Consider the following 22,268-nt stretch of genomic DNA (forward strand, 5'->3'; position numbering starts at 1 on the left):
CTCTGGCCCTCAGCAACCACGAAAACAAGCCGCCGCCCCGCAACCGGTTATTGGCGATACCGGCCACAGTGACCAGAGCCGTTGGAGAATCAAGGCGGCGCATGTCAGACAGGCGTTTCACACGCAGTATAACCGAGACGCTAACGCGACCCCGGTCGAGTGGATGAGTCCTTGTCTGTGTTGGGCGAAACGAAGAAAACCCGCCTTGGTAGGCGGGTTTTCTGTTTGATGCGGTGGGCGATCAGTCTGCCGTCAGAAGCGGAGGCTTGTCACCCGAAATGCGCGGTTGATCCGGGCCAAGGATATCAAGATCCAGATCACCCTTCTTGACCGAGACACGGACCACACCGCCTTTTGCCAGCTTGCCAAACAGCAACTCTTCGGCCAGCGGTTTCTTGATGTATTCCTGAATGACACGGCCCAGCGGGCGCGCACCCATCTTGTCGTCATACCCTTTGTCCGCCAGCCATTCGGCGGCTTTGGGTGTCAGATCAATGGTCACACCACGATCCAGCAGTTGGGCTTCCAGTTGCAGGACGAATTTCTCGACCACCTGCAAAATGACCTCTTTCGGCAGCGGCGCGAACGAGATCACGGCATCCAGACGGTTGCGGAATTCCGGCGTGAACATGCGTTCAATCGCGGCAGTGTCTTCGCCCTCTCGACGGTCACGACCGAACCCGATCGCGGCCTTGGCCTGCTCTTGCGCCCCCGCGTTCGAGGTCATGATCAGCACCACGTTGCGGAAGTTCACTGTACGACCGTTATGGTCAGTCAGCTCGCCATGGTCCATCACCTGCAACAGGATGTTGAACACGTCCGGGTGCGCCTTTTCAATCTCGTCCAGCAGCAACACACAATGCGGATGCTGGTCGACACCGTCGGTCAGCAGACCCCCCTGATCGAACCCGACATAGCCCGGAGGTGCGCCGATCAGACGGCTGACCGCGTGTTTCTCCATGTATTCCGACATGTCGAAACGCAGCAGTTCAACGCCCAGCGTATCCGCCAGCTGTTTCGCCACCTCGGTCTTGCCCACACCGGTCGGACCGGCAAACAGATAGTTGCCGATGGGCTTTTCAGGCTCCCGCAGGCCGGCGCGCGCCAGTTTGATTGCGCTGGCCAGCGCCTCGATCGCCAGATTCTGCCCAAAGACCACCCGTTTCAGCGAGGCTTCGAGGTCTTTCAGCACCTCGGCATCGTCCTTGGTGACGTTCTTGGGCGGGATGCGGGCGATCTTGGCAACCACGGCCTCAATCTCTTTGACCCCGATGGTCTTGCGCCGTTTGCTTTCCGCCACCAGATGCTGCGCCGCGCCAGCCTCATCAATCACGTCGATGGCCTTGTCGGGCAGCTTGCGGTCGTTGATGTAACGTGCCGACAGCTCGACTGCGGTTCTGATCGCATCAGCGGTGTATTTGATGTCGTGATGTTTCTCAAAATAGGGTTTCAGACCGCGCAGGATCTTGACGCTGTCTTCAACCGAAGGTTCGTTCACATCGATCTTCTGGAACCGGCGCGACAGGGCTCGGTCCTTTTCAAAATGCTGTCGGAACTCTTTGTAGGTGGTCGAGCCCATGGTGCGCAGCTTGCCGCCCTGCAACGCAGGCTTCAGCAGGTTCGAGGCATCCATCGCCCCGCCCGAGGTTGCACCGGCACCGATCACGGTATGGATTTCGTCGATGAACAGCACTGCGTCGGGGTGCTCTTCCAGCTCGGTTACAACCGCCTTCAGGCGCTCTTCGAAATCGCCGCGATAACGGGTCCCAGCCAGCAGTGCGCCCATATCCAGCGAATAGATGGTGGTGTGTGCCAAGACATCTGGGGCTTCTCCGGCGACGATCTTGTGCGCCAGACCTTCGGCAATGGCGGTTTTGCCCACGCCCGGATCGCCCACCAGCAGCGGGTTGTTCTTGCGGCGGCGGCACAGCACCTGGATACAGCGTTCCACCTCATCCGCGCGCCCGATCAGCGGATCGACATCACCCGCGCGCGATTTCGAGTTCAGGTCAATACAGTATTTCCCAAGCGCACTTTCTTTTTGTTCCGTGTCGCCGGATCCTGTCTGAGCTTCTTCTTCCACCTGATCCGCACCGGATACCGACCGGCTTTCACCATAAGCGGGGTCTTTGGCCACGCCATGGGCGATGAAATTGACCGCGTCGTACCGGGTCATGTCCTGTTCCTGAAGGAAATAGGCGGCATTGCTTTCGCGCTCGGCAAAAATGGCGACCAGTACATTGGCACCGGTCACTTCGGTCCTGCCCGAGCTTTGCACATGGATCGCGGCGCGCTGAATGACGCGCTGGAACGCTGCCGTCGGTACGGCTTCGGACCCGTCGATATCCGTGACCAGATTTGAAAGATCTTCGTCTATGAACTCAACCAGAGTGCTGCGCAACTCGTCCAGATCGACGCTGCACGCTTTCATGACGCGCACCGCATCGGGTTCTTCCAGAAGCGCCAGCAGCAAATGCTCCAGCGTTGCAAATTCGTGTCGCCGTTCATTCGCAGCCGCAAGGGCCGCGTGGATGGCTTGTTCCAGTGTGCTCGAGAATGAAGGCACGCGGGTGCTCCTCTGTCTTGGGTCAGAAGGGGGCGGGCTTTCGGCCGGAACCCCATCCCAACCATGTCCTCATACTATTAGAGTTTGGTTGATCGTGGCCCGGCTTCAAGGGTTTTCTTTCACTTGACAGTCACATTTGTTGTGACCGTGGCCGTGAAGAGGGGCAAATAAGCATCAGAACCTGTCTTTTCTACCCCGGATTTCGGCGAAAACCGCCGCAGGATCGGCGTTTGCCATACCAAGATGGGCCTGAATCGCCGGATCAGTGGCCCTCAGGAACGGGTTGGTGGCTTTTTCAAGCGCCAAAATCGACGGAACAGTGGCTTCGCCAGCGGCGCGGGCGCGGTCGATATCGGCAATTCGCTGTTTCAACGCAGCGTTCTCGGGATCGACGGTAATGGCGAATTTTGCGTTGGATTGTGTATATTCATGCCCCGAACAGACCAGAGTGTCGTCCGGCAAAGCGGCCAGCTTGCTCAGCGACGCCCACATCTGCGCCGGGCTGCCTTCGAACAGACGTCCACATCCGAGAGCCATCAGGCTGTCAGCGGTAAAGACGACCGCGCTTTGCGGAAGATAAAACGCGATATGACCAACCGTGTGCCCCGAAACGTCCATCACCTCGACTGGTTCGCCACCGACCTCAAAGCTGTCGCCTTCGGCAACCTGCTGGTCCAGCGGGGGCAGGCGGTGCGCGTCGGCGGCCGCACCGATGACCATTGTAGGGTGTTTGGCCAGAATTTCGGCTAGCCCTTCAACGTGATCCCAGTGATGATGGGTCAGCAGCACATGTGACAACGCCCATCCCCGATCTTCCAGCGCCGCAAGAATCGGCGTGGCTTCTGGGGCATCGATCAGCGCAGTCTGGCCATTGCCGCTGTCATGGGCCAGAAAGGCGTAATTGTCGCTGAGGCACGGGATTGTAACGATTTCAAGAGGCATGGCCTTTTGCCCTTTCATTGCTAGACTGCGCCCAGCTAAGCCGATTGACCGGATGTCCGCAATGCATCTTGATGTGCAGGATCTGAGGAACTTCTACTACCGCAGCACCCTTGGGCGCGCGGCACAGGCGGCTATTCGCGGGCGGCTGACCGAGCTCTGGCCCGAAGCCAAAGGTCAGACAGTTGCCGGTTTTGGCTTTGCCGTGCCGCTGTTGCGCCCTTATCTGGCCGATGCGCGCCGGGTCATCGGGCTGATGCCCGGCCCGCAAGGTGTGATGCCCTGGCCCGCGGGGATGCCCAATGTCTCGGTCCTGACGGAAGAGACCCGGTGGCCCATTGAAACCGGTCACGTGGACAAGCTTGTGGTGATGCACGGGCTGGAGACGTCCGAGCGGCCAAACCAGCTGCTCGAGGAATGCTGGCGCGTTCTGGGCCCCGGTGGCAGGGCCGTGTTCATTGTTCCGAACCGGGCGGGTCTGTGGTCACGTACGGACAAAACGCCATTTGGCTTTGGCCGTCCCTATTCCGCCACTCAGCTGGAAAATCAGCTCAGGTCGCACTACTTCCTGCCCGAGGCGCATTGCTCGGCTCTTTACATGCCGCCGTCCTTCCGGCGGTTCTGGTTGAAGTCGGGCAGTCTGATCGAAAAAACTGGCCAGCGTATTCCAACTGTCATGGCGGGCGGGGTGTTGATGGTCGAGGTCACAAAGAACATTCATCCGCCCCGGGGCAATGTCACCAAACATGCCATCAGGAAGCCGATCAAGGCGCTTGACGGTCTGCTAAAGCCTGCGTGACAACCGTGTGCATCCCAAAGTGACAAATTCGCGAGAAAAAAGTCACAGGAATCGCAAAAACCTGCATATTCGTAACATTTTTCAACTGCCGCGACCGGTCCAAACGGTCGCACTTGGTGTAAGTGTATGAAAATTAACATTTTGTGGATAAATCTGTTACCGCTATAGCGTATTGCTTGGTTGGTTCACCTCTGCTACATCCCCGGTGATTTTGATCCCCGACCGTCTGGCCGGGGTTTCCTCACGCCCCAAGGTAGCGGCCGCTACCCAAAATCGGGGCCTCAAATATCGGAAGGGTGGACGTGTCCGAACCAGCTTCGATTTCCACAGGCATCGCCGAGCGCTATGCCACCGCGATCTTCGAGATCGCAAAAGAGAATAATGACCTTGCGGGTCTGGAATCCGGCATCAATGATCTGGCAGCAGCACTGGGCGACAGTGCCGACCTGCGCGACCTAATCGCATCGCCGCTGGTTTCGCGTACTCAGCAGGAAGCTGCGATCACCGCAATTGCTGACAAGATGGGCCTGAACGCCATCCTGCGCAATACGCTGGGTCTGATGGCGCAGAAACGCCGCCTGTTTGTTGTGCCGCAACTGGTGCAGGTGCTGCGTGACATGCTGGCTGATGAGCGTGGCGAAGTGACCGCCGATGTCGCCTCGGCCAAGGCGCTGACCAAGACACAACTGGAAAAACTGTCCAAGACGCTGTCCGAGCGTGTGGGCAAGACCGTAACTATCAATGCGACCGTTGATGAAAGCCTCATCGGCGGTCTTGTCGTCAAAGTGGGCTCGAAAATGATCGACAGTTCGATCCGTTCGAAGCTGAACTCCCTACAGAATGCAATGAAAGAGGTCGGATAAATGGGAATCCAAGCTGCAGAGATTTCTGCAATCCTGAAGGACCAGATCAAGAATTTTGGTCAGGAAGCCGAAGTGGCCGAGATCGGTCGCGTGTTGAGCGTCGGTGACGGGATTGCCCGTGTATATGGCCTGGACAACGTTCAAGCCGGTGAGATGGTCGAATTCCCCGGCGGCATCATGGGGATGGCGCTGAACTTGGAAAGCGACAACGTCGGTGTCGTTATCTTCGGTTCTGACCGTGACATCAAAGAAGGTGACACCGTCAAGCGCACCAACTCGATCGTGGACGTTCCAATCGGTGACGAGCTGCTGGGCCGTGTTGTTGACGGTCTGGGCAACCCGCTGGACGGCAAAGGTCCGATCAATGCCACCAAGCGCGGCGTTGCAGACGTCAAAGCACCCGGTATCATTCCGCGTAAATCGGTGCACGAACCGATGGCAACCGGCCTGAAATCGGTTGACGCGATGATCCCGATTGGCCGTGGCCAGCGCGAGCTGATCATTGGTGACCGCCAGACCGGTAAAACCGCCGTGGCTCTGGACACCATCCTGAACCAGAAAGTCTATAACGAAGCAGCGGGCGACGACGAGTCGAAGAAACTGTACTGCGTTTACGTTGCGATCGGTCAGAAGCGTTCGACCGTTGCCCAGCTGGTGAAGAAACTGGAAGAATCCGGTGCGATTGAATATTCGATCGTTGTCGCCGCAACCGCGTCCGACCCGGCACCGATGCAGTTCCTGGCACCCTATGCCGCAACCGCGATGGCAGAATATTTCCGTGACAATGGCCGTCACGCGCTGATCATCTATGATGACCTGTCGAAACAGGCCGTGTCCTATCGTCAGATGTCGCTGTTGCTGCGTCGCCCGCCGGGCCGCGAAGCCTATCCGGGTGACGTTTTCTACCTTCACTCCCGCCTGCTGGAACGTTCGGCAAAGCTGAACGAAGACTTCGGTGCTGGTTCGCTGACGGCTCTGCCGGTTATCGAGACACAGGGTGGTGACGTTTCGGCCTTTATTCCGACCAACGTGATCTCGATCACCGACGGTCAGATCTTCCTGGAAACCGAACTGTTCTATCAGGGCATCCGTCCTGCTGTGAACACCGGTCTGTCGGTTTCGCGTGTGGGCTCGTCGGCTCAGACCGACGCGATGAAATCGGTTGCCGGTCCGGTCAAGCTGGAACTGGCTCAGTATCGCGAAATGGCGGCCTTTGCGCAGTTTGGTTCCGACCTCGACGCCGCAACCCAGCAGCTTCTGAACCGTGGTGCGCGCCTGACCGAGCTGATGAAGCAGCCGCAGTACTCGCCGCTGACCAACGCGGAAATCGTCTGCGTCATCTTCGCTGGCACCAACGGCTATCTCGACAAGATCGATGTATCTGACGTTGGCCGCTACGAGGCCGGTCTGCTGGCGCATCTGCGCGGCAAGCACGCTGACCTGCTGAAGTGGATCACCGACGAAGATCCAAAGATCAAAGGTGAAGCGTCCGACAAACTCAAAGCAGCGATCGACGAATACGCCGCGACCTTCGCTTGATAGGAGGTTCCGATGCCTAGTCTGAAGGACCTTAAAAACAGGATCGAGTCGGTCAAATCGACCCGCAAGATCACCAAGGCCATGCAGATGGTCGCGGCCGCAAAACTGCGCCGCGCCCAGGAATCTGCCGAAGCCTCGCGCCCTTATGCCGAGCGGTTCAATGCCGTGATGGCGGGGCTGGCGGCGTCGGTTGGGGGCAGCGACAGCGCCCCCAAGCTGCTCCGTGGTACGGGCAGTGATGATGTCCATCTGCTGGTTGTGCTGACAGCTGAACGCGGCCTGTGTGGCGGCTTCAACTCGAACATCGCCAAGCTGGCCCGCCAGAAGGCGGAAGAGCTGCGCGGCAAGGGCAAGACGGTCAAGATCCTGACCGTCGGCAAGAAAGGCCGTGACGCGCTCAAGCGTGATTTTGGCGATCTGTTCGTTGGGCATGTGGACCTGAGCGAGGTCAAGCGTCTGGGTTATTCCAACGCGCAGGACATCGCAAAGGACATCCTGTCCCGCTTCGACGGGGGCGAGTTCGACGTTGCCATGATCTTCTATTCGAAGTTCGTCAACGTTGTGACCCAGATCCCGACGGCACAGCAGGTCATCCCCGCCTCGTTCGAGGAATCGGAAGGTGACGACAGCGGTGCCATCTTCGACTACGAGCCCAGCGAAGAGGCCATTCTGGCCGACTTGCTGCCCAAGGGGGTTGCGACCGCGATCTTCTCGGCTCTGCTCGAAAACGGAGCGTCTGAACAGGGCGCGCGGATGTCCGCAATGGACAACGCGACGCGCAACGCGGGTGAGATGATCGACAAGCTGACGATCCAGTTCAACCGCTCGCGTCAGGCCGTGATCACCAACGAGCTGATTGAAATTATTTCCGGCGCCGAGGCGCTGTAGAGACAAACCGGAGACGAAACATGGCGAATGCAAAAGGCAAAGTCACACAGATCATCGGGGCCGTCGTCGACGTGCACTTCGAAGATCAGCTGCCTGAAATTCTGAACGCGCTGGAAACCACCAACAATGGCAAGCGCCTGGTGTTGGAAGTTGCTCAGCACCTGGGTGAAAACACTGTCCGCACCATCGCGATGGACGCGACCGAAGGTCTGGTCCGTGGCGAAGTGGTCACCGACACCGGTTCACCGATCTCGGTTCCGGTTGGCAATGCCACCCTGGGCCGCATCCTGAACGTCGTCGGCGAGCCGATCGACGAAAAAGGTCCGGTAGAGGCGACCGAAGTTCGCGCTATCCACCAGCCCGCACCGACCTTTGCCGAACAGTCGACCGAGTCGGAAGTTCTGGTCACCGGCATCAAGGTGGTTGACCTGCTGGCCCCTTACGCCAAAGGCGGTAAGATTGGCCTGTTTGGCGGCGCCGGCGTTGGTAAAACTGTTCTGATCATGGAACTGATCAACAACATCGCAAAAGTGCACTCGGGCTTCTCGGTGTTTGCGGGTGTTGGTGAACGGACCCGTGAAGGCAACGACCTGTACCACGAGATGATCGAATCGAACGTGATCAAGCCGGACAACCTGTCGGAAAGCCAGGTGGCCCTGGTTTACGGTCAGATGAACGAGCCTCCGGGTGCGCGTGCGCGTGTTGCTCTGACCGGTCTGACCCTGGCCGAGCAGTTCCGCGACCAGTCTGGTACCGACGTTCTGTTCTTCGTCGACAACATCTTCCGCTTCACGCAGGCGGGTTCCGAAGTGTCGGCTCTGCTGGGTCGTATCCCGTCCGCTGTGGGCTACCAGCCGACACTGGCCACTGACATGGGCGCCCTGCAGGAACGCATCACCTCGACAAAGGCCGGATCGATCACTTCGGTGCAGGCGATCTACGTGCCTGCGGACGACTTGACCGACCCCGCGCCGGCAACTTCGTTTGCGCACCTCGACGCGACCACCGTTCTCAACCGTGCGATCTCGGAAAAGGGTATCTACCCTGCGGTTGACCCTCTCGACTCGACCTCGCGCCTGCTCGACCCGGCCATCGTCGGGGAAGAGCACTACAAGGTTGCGACCGACGTTCAGCAGATCCTCCAGCGCTACAAGTCGCTGCAGGACATCATCGCCATCCTCGGCATGGACGAACTGTCGGAAGAGGACAAGCTGACCGTGGCCCGTGCCCGTAAGATCGAACGCTTCCTGTCACAGCCGTTCGACGTGGCCGAGGTCTTCACCGGCTCGCCGGGGGTTCAGGTTCCTCTGGATGTCACCATCTCGTCGTTCAAGGCCGTTGTGGCTGGCGAATACGATCACCTGCCCGAAGCAGCCTTCCTGATGGTTGGCGGCATCGACGAAGTGATCGCCAAAGCCGAAAAAATGGCAGCAGCAGCCGCCTAAGGAGTATCCCTGATGGCAAACACGATGCATTTCGACCTCGTCAGCCCCGAGCGGAGCTTAGCTTCGCTCGAGGTCACCGCGGTCCAGATTCCCGGCGCAGACGGGGACATGACGGCGATGCCCGATCACGCCCCCACCATCACAACGCTGCGCCCCGGTCTGCTGAAGGTTGAGGCACCCGAAGGGTCCAGCGAATACCTGGTCACCGGCGGGTTTGCCCAGATCAACGGCGACAGCCTGTCGGTTCTGGCCGAAAAGGCGGTTCCGGTTTCGGAAATCACCCGTTCGCATATGGACGAGCTGATTGCCGAGGCACGCGCCTCGCACGAAGCGGCAAAGGGCGGCGACGATATGTCGATCGTCGACGAAGCCGCCAAGCTGCTGGCCGACATGGAAGCGCTTGGGACGCATATGAGCCTGTAATTGGCTTAACAGTGAAAAATTGGAACGGCCTCGCGATTGCGGGGCCGTTTTTTTGTCGTGCTTTTGCCAAAAAGCAGGGATAAGTTGCGGAAATTCAAGTATAATGATGAATACATGAAAAAATTTCTGACCCATCCCATTGGCATCGATCAAGGTGAAAGTGTTCTGTTTTCGGAATTTGCCGAAGGCGGGGACATGTGGACTGGCGAAGGCCCCCGCGAACGTCGGAAACCCATCCAATTCAAGGACACGTTTCTTAGCCCGCCCATTGTTCAGATCGGGATTTCCCTTTGGGATGTCGACACATCATCAGCCCTGCGCGCCGAGGTTCAGGCAGAAAATGTCACCACAGAAGGGTTTGAAGCGGTGTTTCGGACTTGGTCCGACACGCGGATTGCCCGCATCCGGATCAGCTGGACCGCGTTTGGAGAGGTGGCGCACCCGGACGACTGGGACATTTCCTGATCCTGGGCTTGCAGGACAGGCGCAGGCCTCAGTCGTCCTGCGCTTCGATCATGTCGACCCGTGTGGCGTGGCGGCCGCCTTCAAATTCGGCACCCAGAAACGCATCCACAATATCCAGCGCCTGTCCTTCGCCGACAACACGCGCGCCAATCGACAGCATATTGGCATTGTTATGCTGGCGGATCATCCGGGCGGAAAACGCGTCCGAACAGACGCCGCAGCGAATGCCGGGCACCTTGTTTGCGGCCATCATGATGCCCTGACCCGTGCCGCAGAGGATAATCCCCAATCCGCAATCACCCGAGGCTACGGCCAGTGCCGCGGCCTTGCCGTGTTTGGGGTAATGGGTGCTTTCATGGGTCGTCGGGCCGATATCGACCACGTCCCAGCCTTGCTGCGCGATGTGGTTGGCCACGGCCTGACGCAGCTCGATAGCCGCGTGGTCGCTGGAAAGAACAATGCGTTTGTTGCCAGTCATGGAGATCGGTCCGCTTGTGTCGCTGATCGCGCGCATGAGGCAGACTTGTGCGCAACCGGTGGTTCAAAAAGAAAGGGACGACACATTCTGTCGACCCGTCCAAACTCAATCCATCTGGTACATGGATTCGTAGATCGGCGTCAGCGTCTTGTCTTCGAACAGGGATGACACGCTGGTTCCGTTCCAGATGTTCAGGATCGCCTGCGTAAAGATAGGCGCGGTCGGAACAATGCGGATGTTCTTGGCGCCCAAAATCTCTTTGGTTGGCTGGATCGTGTCGGTCAGCACCAGCGACTTCATCACCGAATTTGTCACCCGTTCCACCGCAGGGCCGCTCATGACGCCATGCGTGATGTAGGAATGAACCTCTTTCGCACCGTTATCCAGCAGCACCTGCGCTGCCTTGCACAGCGTTCCGGCGGTGTCGCACATGTCGTCGACGATCAGACAGATCTTGTCCTTCACATCCCCGATCACGGTCATCTCGGCCACTTCGCCCGCTTTCTCGCGGCGCTTGTCCACGATCGACAAAGGGGCGTTGATCCGCTTGGCCAGTTCACGCGCGCGGGCCACGCCGCCCACGTCAGGTGAAACGACCATGATTTCATCCAGATTTCCCTTGAACTGATGCCTCACATCCAGCGCAAAGATGGGCGAGGCATAAAGGTTGTCCACGGGCATATCGAAAAAGCCCTGAATCTGGGCCGCATGCAAGTCCATGGTCAGGATCCGTTCGATCCCGGCCCCTGTCAACATGTTGGCCACCAGCTTGGCGCTGATGGGCGTGCGGGCCTTGGTGCGACGGTCCTGACGGGCGTACCCGAAATACGGGATCACGGCGGTGATCCGCTGCGCGGACGACCGGCGCAGCGCATCGGCGATGATCAGCAGTTCCATCAGGTTGTCATTGGCCGGGTTCGAGGTCGGTTGGATAATGAACATATCCTCGCCGCGCACATTTTCGAACACTTCCACGAAAATCTCACCGTCGTTGAACCGTTCGACACGCGCATCGACCAGACCCTGATCAACGCCTCGGTACAGGCTCATGCGGCGTGCGATGGCTTGGGCAAGCGGAAGGTTGGCGTTCCCAGCGATAAGCTTGGGTTCGTGAAGTGTCGGCATCGGCTGAGGTCCCCGGGCAGCAATGGCAATGTGACAGAATCGTGATGTTGACACCGCTTAGCATGGCCTTACCGTCCCGCAAAGGTAACGCAGCGGAGAAAGTGCACATGACCCAGATTGACTACTTTTTTGCGACACTCTCGCCCTATTCCTATCTGGCAGGGATGCGGTTGGAAGAAATCGCGGCGAAACACGGCGCGACGATCAACTATAAGCCGCTGGACATTATCGCCCTGTTCGCGCGCACCGGGGGGACCCCTCCGAAAGACCGGCATATCTCTCGTATCGAGTACCGCGCACAGGAGCTGCTGCGCCAATCGAAGAATCTGGGGATGGAGTTCAATCTGAAACCCGCGCACTGGCCGACCAACATGGCCCCGTCATCTTATGCGGTTATTGCCGCGATCAAGGACGGCTCGGGCGATGTGGGTAAGCTGTGTCATAGCTTCCTTCGCGCCTGCTGGGCCGAGGAAAAGGATATCGCACAGGACGATGTCATCCGCGAATGTCTGACGCAAGCCGGGTTTGATCCCGGTCTGGCAGACAGCGGCTTGCTGGTGGGCGCAGAAACCTACGCCGCCAACCTCGAGGAAGCCGTGGACCGGGGTGTCTTCGGCGCACCGTTCTACATCACGCCCGACGACCAGCGGTTCTGGGGTCAGGACAGGCTGGACGATCTGGATCGGCATCTGGCCGAGATGAACGGGTGACGGTCAGGGCCACGATGCAATCCGTTTTCGTCAGGCACTTGGGTGAGGGGGAGCGGAAACTGCTCGCCCTCCATTGCACGATTGCGCATTCCGGTGCCTGGTCTGGTTTGGCCAGTGCGCTGAATGGCTGTGCGACATTTGTTGCCCCGGATATGCTGTCGCATGGGCGCAGCCCGGATTGGGACGGGCAGGGTGATTTCTTTGACGCAGTGACCAAACCGGCCCTGGCTGAATTGACGGAACCCATGGATGTAATCGGGCATTCCTTTGGGGCGATGATCGCACTCAGGCTGGCAATTGAGCATCCCGAGCGCGTGCGCAGCCTGATCCTGATCGAACCCGTGTTCTTTGCAGTTGCGAAACAGGATGCGCCGCTGTTGTTCGAACAGCACGAACGGGACTCCGAGCCAGTCAGTGCGGCCTTCGAATCTGGTGACAAGGCTCTGGCCGCGCGCCTGTTCAACAGGGCGTGGAGCACGAAGATCAGCCCCAAATGGCCTGATTTGCCCGAGCGCACGCGGGCAAATATGGTGCGTGGAATCGATGCGGTTCCTGCTGTGCACCCTGTGCTCTATGACGATCAGGCAGGGTTGCTTGACCCGGATCGGCTCCGGCGCGCATCGATGCCGACCCTGTTGCTGAGCGGGTCAGAGACGCCGCCAGTGATCCACGCGATTTGCGCAGGGCTGCAACGGCGCCTGCCTGATGCGCGCCATGAACGCATAAACGGCGCAGGGCACATGCTGCCGATTTCACACCCTGATGAAACCGGCGCTTTGCTGCGGGCGTTCTGGCAGACCAACGCCCCGTTAGGCGTCAAAGCAGATTGAGAAACTGATCGATCTCCGCCGCTCCGATGGACCAGTCGCAAACCAGCCTGCACGCGAGGTTTTCGTTGTTATCCTCGCCTTCCAGCTCTGCACCCCAAAGGTGATAAACCGCGCCTGCCTTGTGCAGTTGCTTGTGCTTCGCGCGTGGGAATGAGGCAAAGATCATATTGGCCTGCGGTTCGTGCAGAAATGCGGCCCCCTTGGCGCGCAACCCCTCGGCCAAGCGGGCGCAGTTGTCATTGGCCTGACGCGCCATCTTCAGCCACAGGTCGTCTTCCAGATAGGCCGCCATCTGAGCGGACAGATAGCGGTGTTTGGAAAACAGATGCGCCCCGCGCTTGCGCCGCAGCTCAAACTCCCAGGCTTTGCTTTCATCAAAGAACACAACCGCCTCGACACCCATGAGACCGTTCTTGGTGCCACCAAAACTGACAGCATCTACACCTGCTTTCCATGTCATATCCGCAGGGGAACAGTTCAGCGCAACCAACGCGTTGGTAAAGCGCGCGCCGTCCAGATGCACGGGCAGGCCGTACGTCTTGGCGACCTCGCACAGGGCCTGCAACTCTGCCAGCGAATAGACCGATCCGCGCTCGGTCACTTGTGTGATCGACACGGGTCCGCGCTGCGGCCCATGCACACCGCGTGTTTCCTCGCCCAGAATTGACCCGCGCAAAGCCTCAGGGGTCATCTTGTCTCCGCCCGGTACCAGGGTCAGCTTGGCGCCGCTGTAAAACTCCGGTGCGTTGCATTCGTCCTCGTGGATATGCGCGACTGGGGAACAGAAGACCGTTTCCCAAGGCTTTGACAATGTTGCAAGGGCGAGCGAATTCGCTGCTGTCCCGGTCGCCACCAGATAGACCGCAGCACCCGGAGCCTCGAATATACTGCGGATACGGTCGCGCACCTCGTTCATCAGCGTATCCGCGCCATAGGCCATCTGATAGCCCTGATTGACCTCGGCCAGCCTGGCCATGACCTGTGGATGAACCGGCCCGGAATTGTCAGACGCGAAATGCATCAGCTTGGCTCCTCGATTATGTAATCTTCCCACTCTTCCATGGGTGTCTCAAACTCAGACACCGTGCGCCCCTGAACCGAGATCCCGGCAGCGTGCACACTGTCCGCTGTACCAGATATCAACGGGTGCCAGTCGTAAAGCGGTTTGCCTTCCCACAGCAACCGATACGCGCAGGTTTGCGGCAACCAATAGGCATGTTCGTCGATATTGTCGGGGGTCATGACGATGCATTCGGGCACGAATTGATGCCGGATGTCGTATTGTACGCAGCGGCAGCTTTCATCATCCAGCAAGCGGCATGCGACGCAGGTCAGGGCAACCTCGCCCGTGTCTTCATCTTCCAGCTTGTTCAGGCAGCATTTGCCGCAGCCATCACACAACGCCTCCCACTCGCGCTGGTTCATTTGGCGCAGGGGTTTGCGCTCCCAAAACCGGGCAGGCAGGCCCGCGCGTTCAATCGGATCAACACTCATAGGGCGGTCAATATACCGCGGGCCTGTTCGCAGTCGGCATCCATCTGCGTGATCAGACTCTCCAGCCCGTCGAATGTCATCTCGGGGCGCAGAAAGTCGATCAGACCCACCGACAGGGTCGCCCCGTACAGATCGCCCGAAAAGTCGAACAGGAAGGTTTCGATATTGGGCACCTGGCCGTTAAACATCGGGCGCACCCCGATCGAGGCCGCACCGTGATAGCTGCCCTTATGCGGCCCATCCAACACATCCACCAGTACGGCGTAGACACCGAATTTTGGCGGATGCAGCCCTTCGATGGACATGTTCGCGGTGGGAAAGCCCAGCTCGCGCCCGCGCTGTTCGCCCCCGATCACTTCGCCTTCGATCCGGTGCCAGTGTCCCAGCATCGCGGCTGCGTCCCGTGGGCGGCCGTCGCTCAGCGCGGTGCGAATGGCGGTTGAGGATACAACATTTTCCGACCGTTCCATCAAAGGCGCAATCGTCACACCGAACCCCATGTCCTGCCCGAACTTCACCAGATCCTGCGCCGTGCCACTGCGGCCCTTGCCAAAGCAGAAATCGGCACCCACCACGACATGCGACAGGCCCAGCCCGTCGCAGATCACGTTGCGCGCAAACTCCATTGGCGAAAGCCCGGCCAGCGCGGCGTTGAACGGCAGTTCATACAGCTTCTCTACGCCCAGCTTCTCCAGCCGGTGCGCTCGCGCATTGCCCCGCATCAGGCGGAACGGAGGCGCGTCAGGCGCAAAATACTCCCGCGGATGCGGCTCGAAGGTCAACACACCCAGCGGCGCGTCCGGCGCTGCATTACGGGCCAGTTCAATGACCGACTGATGCCCCAAATGAACGCCGTCGAAATTCCCGATTGCCACGCTGGCGCCGCGATCTTCTGGCTGGACGAACTGGATATCCCGGATGATGTGCATAGACGATTGCGTAGCGGCGCGAGTCAATTTGTTCAAGCGGCAGTTTGATTTCGAAGAAAGCGATCCTGCGAATAGCCTTGAACATTTCGCTTGGCCGGGAAACCGCACGAGGCCAATCCAAGTATTTCAGGCCTAGCGCCTCCAACCGCTTGATTCAAAAAAAACTCCGGGTTTAGACTGAAAATCCGGTTCCCTGGATTAAGGCGCACCGGATCAAAGCCCGGCGAGGTTCGAATGAACCCAGCACAGGAGGCAGACCCATGTACCGAATGCGACTGTTCGCGATTCGTCATGCCCGCACTTTCGAGTGGATCTATAAATGTGTCGAACGCGGCATGGTCGCGATGGACCCGATATTTGCAAAGATCGGATATAACCGCGTCGAACGCCCCATTGCATTGGTCGAGAAGGGCGTCAAAACCCTGTTGTTTGATTGCAAGATGTGCGGGCAATGCGTGTTGTCATCCACCGGAATGTCCTGCCCGATGAACTGCCCAAAGCAATTGCGCAATGGCCCATGTGGCGGCGTACGTCCCGGCGAGTTTTGCGAGGTGAAGCCGGATATGAAATGCGTCTGGGCCCTGGCCTGGAACGGAGCCAGCCGCATGCGGCACGGAGCCGACAAGATAAAAGAAGTTCTTCCGCCGGTGGAGCACACGTTGAAAGGCTCGTCATCCTGGCTGCGGGTCAGCCGCGAGATTGCAGCGCACGAGCGCGAGACCCGGGATGCAGCCCGGTTGGCGCTGGCCGAGGCATTCCCCGAAGCGCGCGAGAATGAACCTTCTGCGGCACCACTGGCCGCCGAACCACCCAACGCGATAAACCGGGAACTGAAGAAATGAGTGATACCCATCGCAACGAGGTGGAGCCGATTGGCTATGTTCCGGTTCCCCAAGGACATGTGTCGCACAGCCGGTTGGAGAAGGTGCTCCGTTCAGGCCGTTTCGCAGTCACCGCCGAGTTGAACCCACCCGACAGTGCCGACCCCGAGGATGTTTTTCAGGCGGCCCAACCGCTTGGCGAAGTGGCTGACGCGATCAATGCAACCGATGCTTCGGGCGCGAACTGCCATATGTCCTCGATTGGGATTTGTGCCTTGCTGACGCGCGCGGGTTATTCTCCGGTCTATCAGATTTCCTGCCGCGACCGGAACCGGATTGCCATTCAGGGCGATGTTCTGGGGGCTGCGGCGTTGGGCGTCAGTAACGTGCTGTGCCTGACTGGCGACGGCGTCGGCGTCGGGGATCAGCCGGGGGCAAAACCGGTATTCGATTTCGATTCCCTGACCCTGTTGCGGACGATCCGCACGATGCGCGATCAGGGAATGTTCCTTTCTGGTCGTAAGATCACGCGCCCGCCGCAACTGTTCCTTGGTGCTGCCGAAAACCCCTGCATACCGCCTTATGACTGGCGACCTGATCGTCTGGCAAAGAAGGTTGAGGCCGGGGCCGAGTATATTCAGACCAATTACATCTACGACATTCCGCTGTTCGAGAAATTCATGGCGCGGGTACGGGATGCGGGACTGGACAAGAAAGTGTTCATCATCGCGGGCGTCGGCCCGATCGCGTCAGCGCGTGCAGCTCGCTGGATGCGCAGCAATGTTCCCGGCATTCACATCCCCGATCAGGTAATCGAGCGGATGGAGAAAGCCGAAAAACCAGCTGACGAGGGCAAGAAGATCTGTATCGAACTGATCCAGCAGATCCGCGATATCGCGGGGGTGTCCGGTGTTCATGTGATGGCTTACAGGCGCGAGCACGTGGTGTCAGAGATCATTCTGGAATCCGGTGCGTTGAAAGGGCGAAAACGCGCCCGCCCGTCCTGAAAGGCACAGGCAAAACTCAGTGTCCCAACAAAAAAGGCGCCGGTCAGGCGCCTTTTGCATGGATGTGTTTGTCGGTCAGTCGAACTTGCGCGACGGGGCCAGTACCATGGCTTCACCGATCAGCACCTTCTTGCCCTCGACCGAGCAATGGCAATCCAGTTTGACGCGACGCTTGGAAAAGTCGATGTCGATGACTTTGACCTCGGCATAAACCATGTCACCGGGGCGCACGGGGGCCAGGAACTTTAGTGACTGCCCCATATAGACCGTGCCATGACCCGGCAGTTGTTCGCCAATAACGGCCGAGATCAGCCCAGCTGTCAGCATTCCGTGCGCGATACGCCCTTCGAAGATTGTATCGCGGGCGTAATCATCATCAAGATGCACCGGGTTCCGGTCTGTCGAGATCTGCGCGAACATCTCGATATCTTCGTCCGTCACCACTTTACGCAGGTGGCGGGACATGCCCATTTCGATGTCTTCGATACAGATCGTTCCGCGTGGAAGATTGTCCAACATGTTGCCCTCACTCGAAATCGACCGAGAAAGAAAAAACCACTATCCGGCCTAGGTTGGCAACTTTATTACTTCGCAACTGCAGAAAATCAAGTCTTTTCTTGCTATCTCAATCGACCGATTGTGTAGGTCGGGTTGATCTTTTCCCTTTCGATATAAGCCGTTAGGAATTCGTGATCCGGATGGTGCGACGTTTTTGTCTCAGCAGCCGCCAGCCCACCCGAAATGAACAGGGAATCAATGCCTTCACCCATGCCCCCCAGAATGTCCGTATGGGGCCCGTCGCCGATCACCAGAATGTCGCTGTCCGGGATATCATGGCCCAGTTCCTGCAACCTGCGGCGCGCCAGATCGTAGATCGGTGGGTGCGGCTTGCCAAAATACAGGCTCTCGCCGCCCATCTCGGTATAGAGCTTTGCCAAAGCGCCTGCACACCATTCGCGCACCTCGCCGCGATCGACAACAATGTCGGGGTTTGCGCACAGCAGCTTCATGCCCATCTGTTTGGCATAGAGGAAATCGGGGCGGTTCACGTCCGGGTCGGCCATCGGATCAAAAGGGCCACAGCAGACGATCCCCTCGGCCTCTCTCAGCGGGACACGTTCAATCTGGATCGGGTGGTGCAGCAGTTTCAGGGGCTCGAAAAAGCCCGCATCGCGCTGCCATTCCCCCATGAAGTAAACCTTGTGCCCGACAGCACCACGGAACATCGCCGACCGTGCGGAATCGCCGCTGGTGGCAATAGTGTCATAGGCATCTGCGGGAACATTGAACTGCACCAGTTGCTCGGCCACACCCGCACGGGGTTTGGGCGAGTTCGTGACCAGCACAACAAGCCCCCCGTCCGCGCGATAGGCTTGAAGGGCTGCGACAGCTTCGGGATAGGCCGTGATTCCGTTGTGAACGCACCCCCAAAGATCGACAAACAACGCTTTGTAGCGGGCGGAGATTTCGGACAGCGCGTGAACGATCTGGGTCATATGTGGCCTCAAGCTGAAACTGCACGAGCCTTATGACCGATTGGCAAGGGATTGGCCACCAATCGATCGGTGGCCGCCCTGTATTTCGTCGGTTGGGTAAAGGTCTGTTTAAGCGCAATGCCGAAGGCGCAGACTGAAGACCAATAATGCGAGGCCCGTTTTACTCAGAATGACGGACCCCGCGTGTTTTTTCAGACCTTCAGGTTCGGAATGATCTGCTTTTTACGGCTCATGATGCCCGGCAGAACCACGGCGTCGCCATCGACGGATGCACCAAAGCTTTTCTCGGCAACGGTTTTGACCAGATCATTGGGCACCAGCAGGGTGGCTTCCTCGTTCAGGATATCGACGACGAACAGCAGCACCTGATCGACACCGTCTTCTTTGGCGACATCCACCATCGAACCCGCCAGGCTTGCCTTGCGGTCCAGAATGACACCCGGCGCAGTGGTTTCCAGAACCGAGACGCGGAATTTGGTGCCATCGACTTCGTATTCCTTGCTGTCCATGCGGATCAGTTCGGCATCCGAGAAGGACGAGACATCCGATTTCGCCGCAAACATATCTGCCGCGTAAGCCGAGATATCCAGCTCCAACTCGGCTGCCAGCCGCTCTGCGACCTCGCGGTCATGGGGCGTGGTGGTGGGCGAGCGGAATTCCAGCGTGTCCGAAAGGATGCAGGTCAGTGCCGCGCCCTTGATGGCGTCGGGCATCTTGGCTGCATCGTCGCCCATCAGGTCAACCATGATGGTGGCCGTGCAGGCCAGCGGGCGCACGGTGATGTCGATCGGGCCTTTGGTTTCCAGACCACCGACCAGCTTGTGGTGGTCGATGATGGCGCGGATGTCAGCGTCATTGACGTTGGCGGGCAGTTCGGCAGGGTTGTTGGTGTCGACGATAACCACCGGAGTGTCCGCTGCCAGATCGTCCAGGATGCGTGGTTTGGGCAGATCCCAGTTGTCCAGCATGAACGCCGCTTCGGTGTTGGGCTCGCCCAACAGCACGGGCTCGGCCTGCACACCTTTGATTTCGTTGAGGTACCACGACCACAGGATCGGCGAGCCTGTGGAATCGGTGTCGGGGGATTTGTGACCAAATACGAGCGTTGTCATGTCAGCGTCCTGCGGAATGGAAATTTGCGCGCGTTATAGGGCGGACAAACGTCCTTGTCACGCCACAGCAGCCCGTCTGCGACGCTTGGTCTGAAAACCGCTGAACCAGCTTAGAAAGCGGCGCGTGTCAGCGTGTATCCGGCCTGCTCCAGCTGGTTCAGCAAACCGTGATCGTCACTCAGATGACCTGCGCCGACCGCGATCACTGCCGTCTGATCCGTGATGGCCAGAATATGCTCCATCCACAGGGCATTCCGCTGGACAAGCATTTGCTGCTCGAACCCGTTCCATTCCTCATCGAAGACGTCCCGGCTCAGCCCGGATTCCTCGAACCCCTGCAGGCGGGCGAGTTGTATGATCTCGGCGTGCTTTTCTTCCAGATATCCATTGGCCATGGTGGCCAGTTGATCGTTGCTTCCCATCATCGCCCCGGACAGCCGCACCAGCGACTCGACCTGCTGTTCCAGAGGGTGGCTGTCGAACATGGCGATCAGGTCGTCGATACGTTCCAGCGAGTATTGCGGAATGCCGTTTTCTGCGGCCAGATCGTTCAGGCGGGCGTCCATGCCGTAGGTCCCGTTCGGATCTTCCATCATGCAGGGCGGGATGCTCAGCATCATGCTCAAGAACCACGGTCGCATTTTGGCTGCCATCCAGCCGGGAATGCCGCGCTGGTTCAACGCAGTCGAGAATGCGGCCCAGTCTTCATCTCCCATCAAGTCGATCAGGGTCGGCCCGGATGTGATCATTACAGCGCTGAGATTATTGGCCAGGTTTTTTTCGAATGCGTCCATGTCAGTCTGGGTGACTTCGAAATAGAATGCGTCAGCCTGGCTCAGGTCCGGAGACAGGCGTTCAACCACCTTTTCCATACGTTCGTCATAAGTGTGCAGGGTGCCAACGATGTGCAGAACCGTATCATCCTTGCGCGCAATCCAGTGGTTGCCTTCCGGAAAGGGGATGTCCGCCACGGCGCGTTGCAACTCGGCCCGCGCGTCATCTGACAGCAGTGGGCGCAGGTCCTGCCCATCGCACGCAGCCGCAGCCGTGATCGGGGCCAGTAGAAAAGCGAGAAACGTCAGCAGGCGCATGAACCCATCCGGTGTTGTGTCATCAAGGTGTCCCAGACATAGCCATGCCTGCGGCCCATGTTCAAGCAACCCGTCTGGTATTCCTCAACAATCTGCGTAGCATAGGCCCATGAACCGCGAGCAGGACCTCTATCCCCCGATCAAGGCGCTTTTGGAGCGTCAGGGATACACCGTCAAAGGAGAAGTGGGCGCAGCCGATATCGTCGCCATGCGCGAAGACGAGCCGCCTGTGATTGTCGAACTCAAGCTCAGGTTCACGCTGTCCCTTTTCCATCAGGCGATTACCCGCCTGAAACTCACGGATCAGGTCTATATCGGGGTCAGCAAACCCACCGGGCGCACGGCCCGGCGGGCGCTCAGGGACAATCTGGCTCTGTGCCGCAGGCTTGGCCTGGGTCTGATCACCGTACGCGCCGATGGCACGGTCGAGGTGCAATGCGACCCGGGCCCATATGTGCCGCGCAAGGACAAGGCCAAGGCGGCGCGGCTGCTGCGTGAATTCGCTCGGCTGGAGGGCGACCCCAATTCCGGGGGCGCGACACGTCACGGGATCGTGACGGCCTACCGTCAGGATGCGCTGAAATGCGCGGCCTTTCTGGCCGAACACGGCCCGGCCAAAGGGGCCGAGGTTGCCAGATCGGCGGGTGTTCCGGTCGCCACCCGGTTGATGCGGGAAAATCACTATGGGTGGTTCGAGAAGGTTGAAAAAGGTGTCTACGCTCTTACTTCTGAGGGAACAGACGGCTTGAAACACTGGGCCTACAGCTGGGAGCAGGCTGACTGAGGCGTTGTTAAAAAAATCCCAAACACCTTGTTGACTCGGCGTTTTAGACTCCCTAGCTATGCGTCGTTATCACTCATACACACCGAGTGCTAACGCCTCGTCGAAAGGCGAGGGGAGGATAAACAAAACTTTGAGCCCAAGGAGCTGCAAAGATGGCATTGAAACCGCTTCATGACCGTGTGCTGGTTCGCCGTACCGAAAGCGATGAAAAAACCGCAGGCGGACTGATCATTCCTGACAGCGCAAAAGAAAAGCCCAGCGAAGGCCAAGTCGTCGCAACCGGCGAAGGCGCGCGCAAGGACAGCGGCGAGCTGATCGCAATGGCGGTCAAGGCTGGCGACAAGATCCTGTTCGGCAAATGGTCGGGCACCGAGGTTCAGGTCGACGGCGAAGAGCTGCTGATGATGAAAGAAAGCGACATCATGGGGATCATCGAGTAAGCCCGCGCTTTCTCTGATCTTCCA

Annotated in this window: 24 protein-coding genes; 13 read left to right on the forward strand and 11 right to left on the reverse strand. The window is 58.8% G+C overall.

Annotated elements, in window-relative coordinates; all coding sequences use genetic code 11:
* Positions 1-241: 241 nt before the first annotated feature.
* Both clpA and gloB read right to left on the reverse strand, forming a co-directional pair.
* Entirely contained in the window at positions 242-2,566 is a 2,325-nt protein-coding gene (gene clpA, locus ACR0ID_RS10195; RefSeq protein WP_480605197.1) for an ATP-dependent Clp protease ATP-binding subunit ClpA, read from the reverse strand.
* Positions 2,567-2,740: 174 nt separating this feature from the next.
* Complete coding sequence (gloB, locus tag ACR0ID_RS10200) at positions 2,741-3,508, reverse strand: hydroxyacylglutathione hydrolase (protein ID WP_480605199.1); 768 nt, start codon at positions 3,506-3,508, stop codon at positions 2,741-2,743.
* Positions 3,509-3,569: 61 nt separating this feature from the next.
* Here gloB and ACR0ID_RS10205 point away from each other — a divergent pair, with 61 nt between their 5' ends.
* From ACR0ID_RS10205 to ACR0ID_RS10235, 7 genes are all read left to right on the forward strand, one after another.
* Complete coding sequence (locus ACR0ID_RS10205) at positions 3,570-4,304, forward strand: class I SAM-dependent methyltransferase (protein ID WP_480493592.1); 735 nt, start codon at positions 3,570-3,572, stop codon at positions 4,302-4,304.
* 302 nt (positions 4,305-4,606) lie between these two features.
* Positions 4,607-5,167, forward strand: a complete 561-nt coding sequence (locus ACR0ID_RS10210) for a F0F1 ATP synthase subunit delta (protein WP_480493594.1) — start codon at positions 4,607-4,609, stop codon at positions 5,165-5,167.
* On the forward strand, positions 5,168-6,706 hold the full coding sequence (gene atpA / locus ACR0ID_RS10215) for a F0F1 ATP synthase subunit alpha (protein ID WP_480475432.1): 1,539 nt from the start codon (positions 5,168-5,170) through the stop codon (positions 6,704-6,706).
* 12 nt (positions 6,707-6,718) lie between these two features.
* On the forward strand, positions 6,719-7,594 hold the full coding sequence (locus ACR0ID_RS10220) for a F0F1 ATP synthase subunit gamma (protein WP_480475434.1): 876 nt from the start codon (positions 6,719-6,721) through the stop codon (positions 7,592-7,594).
* 20 nt (positions 7,595-7,614) lie between these two features.
* Entirely contained in the window at positions 7,615-9,039 is a 1,425-nt protein-coding gene (atpD, locus tag ACR0ID_RS10225; RefSeq protein WP_480475437.1) for a F0F1 ATP synthase subunit beta, read from the forward strand.
* A 12-nt stretch (positions 9,040-9,051) separates the two neighbouring features.
* Positions 9,052-9,462: a F0F1 ATP synthase subunit epsilon gene (locus tag ACR0ID_RS10230; RefSeq protein ID WP_209504801.1), complete on the forward strand. Its 411-nt coding sequence runs from the start codon at positions 9,052-9,054 to the stop codon at positions 9,460-9,462.
* Between the two features lie 114 nt (positions 9,463-9,576).
* Positions 9,577-9,927 carry an H-type lectin domain-containing protein gene (locus ACR0ID_RS10235; RefSeq protein WP_480493596.1) on the forward strand — a complete coding sequence of 117 codons (351 nt, stop codon included), beginning with the start codon at positions 9,577-9,579 and terminating at the stop codon, positions 9,925-9,927.
* Between the two features lie 28 nt (positions 9,928-9,955).
* On the opposite strand, the gene rpiB is transcribed toward ACR0ID_RS10235, so the two are convergent.
* Both rpiB and ACR0ID_RS10245 read right to left on the reverse strand, forming a co-directional pair.
* Complete coding sequence (gene rpiB / locus ACR0ID_RS10240; RefSeq protein ID WP_480476904.1) at positions 9,956-10,405, reverse strand: ribose 5-phosphate isomerase B; 450 nt, start codon at positions 10,403-10,405, stop codon at positions 9,956-9,958.
* Between the two features lie 105 nt (positions 10,406-10,510).
* Complete coding sequence (locus ACR0ID_RS10245; RefSeq protein ID WP_480475441.1) at positions 10,511-11,530, reverse strand: ribose-phosphate pyrophosphokinase; 1,020 nt, start codon at positions 11,528-11,530, stop codon at positions 10,511-10,513.
* Between the two features lie 107 nt (positions 11,531-11,637).
* Here ACR0ID_RS10245 and ACR0ID_RS10250 point away from each other — a divergent pair, with 107 nt between their 5' ends.
* Positions 11,638-12,240 carry a DsbA family protein gene (locus ACR0ID_RS10250; RefSeq protein WP_480519173.1) on the forward strand — a complete coding sequence of 201 codons (603 nt, stop codon included), beginning with the start codon at positions 11,638-11,640 and terminating at the stop codon, positions 12,238-12,240.
* Positions 12,241-12,254: 14 nt separating this feature from the next.
* The gene (locus tag ACR0ID_RS10255; protein ID WP_480519171.1) at positions 12,255-13,070 is read left to right on the forward strand and encodes an alpha/beta fold hydrolase; all 816 of its coding nucleotides are present in this window, start codon (positions 12,255-12,257) and stop codon (positions 13,068-13,070) included.
* Here ACR0ID_RS10255 and ACR0ID_RS10260 read toward each other — a convergent pair.
* From ACR0ID_RS10260 to ACR0ID_RS10270, 3 genes are read right to left on the reverse strand one after another with little or no spacing between them, the layout of a single operon-like run.
* Complete coding sequence (locus tag ACR0ID_RS10260; protein WP_480605204.1) at positions 13,057-14,091, reverse strand: threonine aldolase family protein; 1,035 nt, start codon at positions 14,089-14,091, stop codon at positions 13,057-13,059. The two genes, ACR0ID_RS10255 and ACR0ID_RS10260, sit on opposite strands and share 14 nt — an antisense overlap.
* On the reverse strand, positions 14,091-14,564 hold the full coding sequence (locus ACR0ID_RS10265; protein WP_480519167.1) for a YcgN family cysteine cluster protein: 474 nt from the start codon (positions 14,562-14,564) through the stop codon (positions 14,091-14,093). The genes ACR0ID_RS10260 and ACR0ID_RS10265 overlap by 1 nt, the downstream gene beginning before the upstream one ends.
* A complete protein-coding gene (locus ACR0ID_RS10270) occupies positions 14,561-15,493 on the reverse strand; it encodes a bifunctional riboflavin kinase/FAD synthetase (protein ID WP_480519267.1) in 933 nt (310 codons plus the stop codon). Before ACR0ID_RS10270 ends, ACR0ID_RS10265 begins: the two co-directional genes overlap by 4 nt.
* Before the next feature lie 260 nt (positions 15,494-15,753).
* Here ACR0ID_RS10270 and ACR0ID_RS10275 point away from each other — a divergent pair, with 260 nt between their 5' ends.
* A complete protein-coding gene (locus tag ACR0ID_RS10275; RefSeq protein WP_480519165.1) occupies positions 15,754-16,335 on the forward strand; it encodes a methylenetetrahydrofolate reductase C-terminal domain-containing protein in 582 nt (193 codons plus the stop codon).
* Positions 16,332-17,321, forward strand: a complete 990-nt coding sequence (locus ACR0ID_RS10280) for a methylenetetrahydrofolate reductase (RefSeq protein WP_480519163.1) — start codon at positions 16,332-16,334, stop codon at positions 17,319-17,321. The genes ACR0ID_RS10275 and ACR0ID_RS10280 overlap by 4 nt, the downstream gene beginning before the upstream one ends.
* 75 nt (positions 17,322-17,396) lie before the next feature.
* On the opposite strand, the gene ACR0ID_RS10285 is transcribed toward ACR0ID_RS10280, so the two are convergent.
* The 4 genes from ACR0ID_RS10285 to ACR0ID_RS10300 all read right to left on the reverse strand — a co-directional run bounded on the left by ACR0ID_RS10285 (position 17,397) and on the right by ACR0ID_RS10300 (position 21,020).
* Complete coding sequence (locus tag ACR0ID_RS10285) at positions 17,397-17,840, reverse strand: MaoC family dehydratase (protein WP_267362989.1); 444 nt, start codon at positions 17,838-17,840, stop codon at positions 17,397-17,399.
* Positions 17,841-17,941: 101 nt separating this feature from the next.
* Positions 17,942-18,817: a TIGR01459 family HAD-type hydrolase gene (locus tag ACR0ID_RS10290; RefSeq protein ID WP_480605207.1), complete on the reverse strand. Its 876-nt coding sequence runs from the start codon at positions 18,815-18,817 to the stop codon at positions 17,942-17,944.
* 191 nt (positions 18,818-19,008) lie between these two features.
* Positions 19,009-19,929 carry a manganese-dependent inorganic pyrophosphatase gene (locus ACR0ID_RS10295; RefSeq protein WP_480475459.1) on the reverse strand — a complete coding sequence of 307 codons (921 nt, stop codon included), beginning with the start codon at positions 19,927-19,929 and terminating at the stop codon, positions 19,009-19,011.
* A gap of 110 nt (positions 19,930-20,039) precedes the next feature.
* A complete protein-coding gene (locus tag ACR0ID_RS10300) occupies positions 20,040-21,020 on the reverse strand; it encodes a TraB/GumN family protein (RefSeq protein ID WP_480605209.1) in 981 nt (326 codons plus the stop codon).
* Positions 21,021-21,129: 109 nt separating this feature from the next.
* On the opposite strand from ACR0ID_RS10300, the gene ACR0ID_RS10305 reads away from it, so the two are divergent.
* Positions 21,130-21,804 (forward strand): DUF2161 domain-containing phosphodiesterase, encoded by a 675-nt coding sequence (locus tag ACR0ID_RS10305; RefSeq protein ID WP_480605211.1) that lies wholly within the window; start codon positions 21,130-21,132, stop codon positions 21,802-21,804.
* A 152-nt stretch (positions 21,805-21,956) separates the two neighbouring features.
* On the forward strand, positions 21,957-22,244 hold the full coding sequence (gene groES / locus ACR0ID_RS10310) for a co-chaperone GroES (protein WP_209504786.1): 288 nt from the start codon (positions 21,957-21,959) through the stop codon (positions 22,242-22,244).
* Positions 22,245-22,268 lie beyond the last annotated feature (24 nt).

This window comes from Ruegeria sp. AL2, from assembly GCF_056540845.1.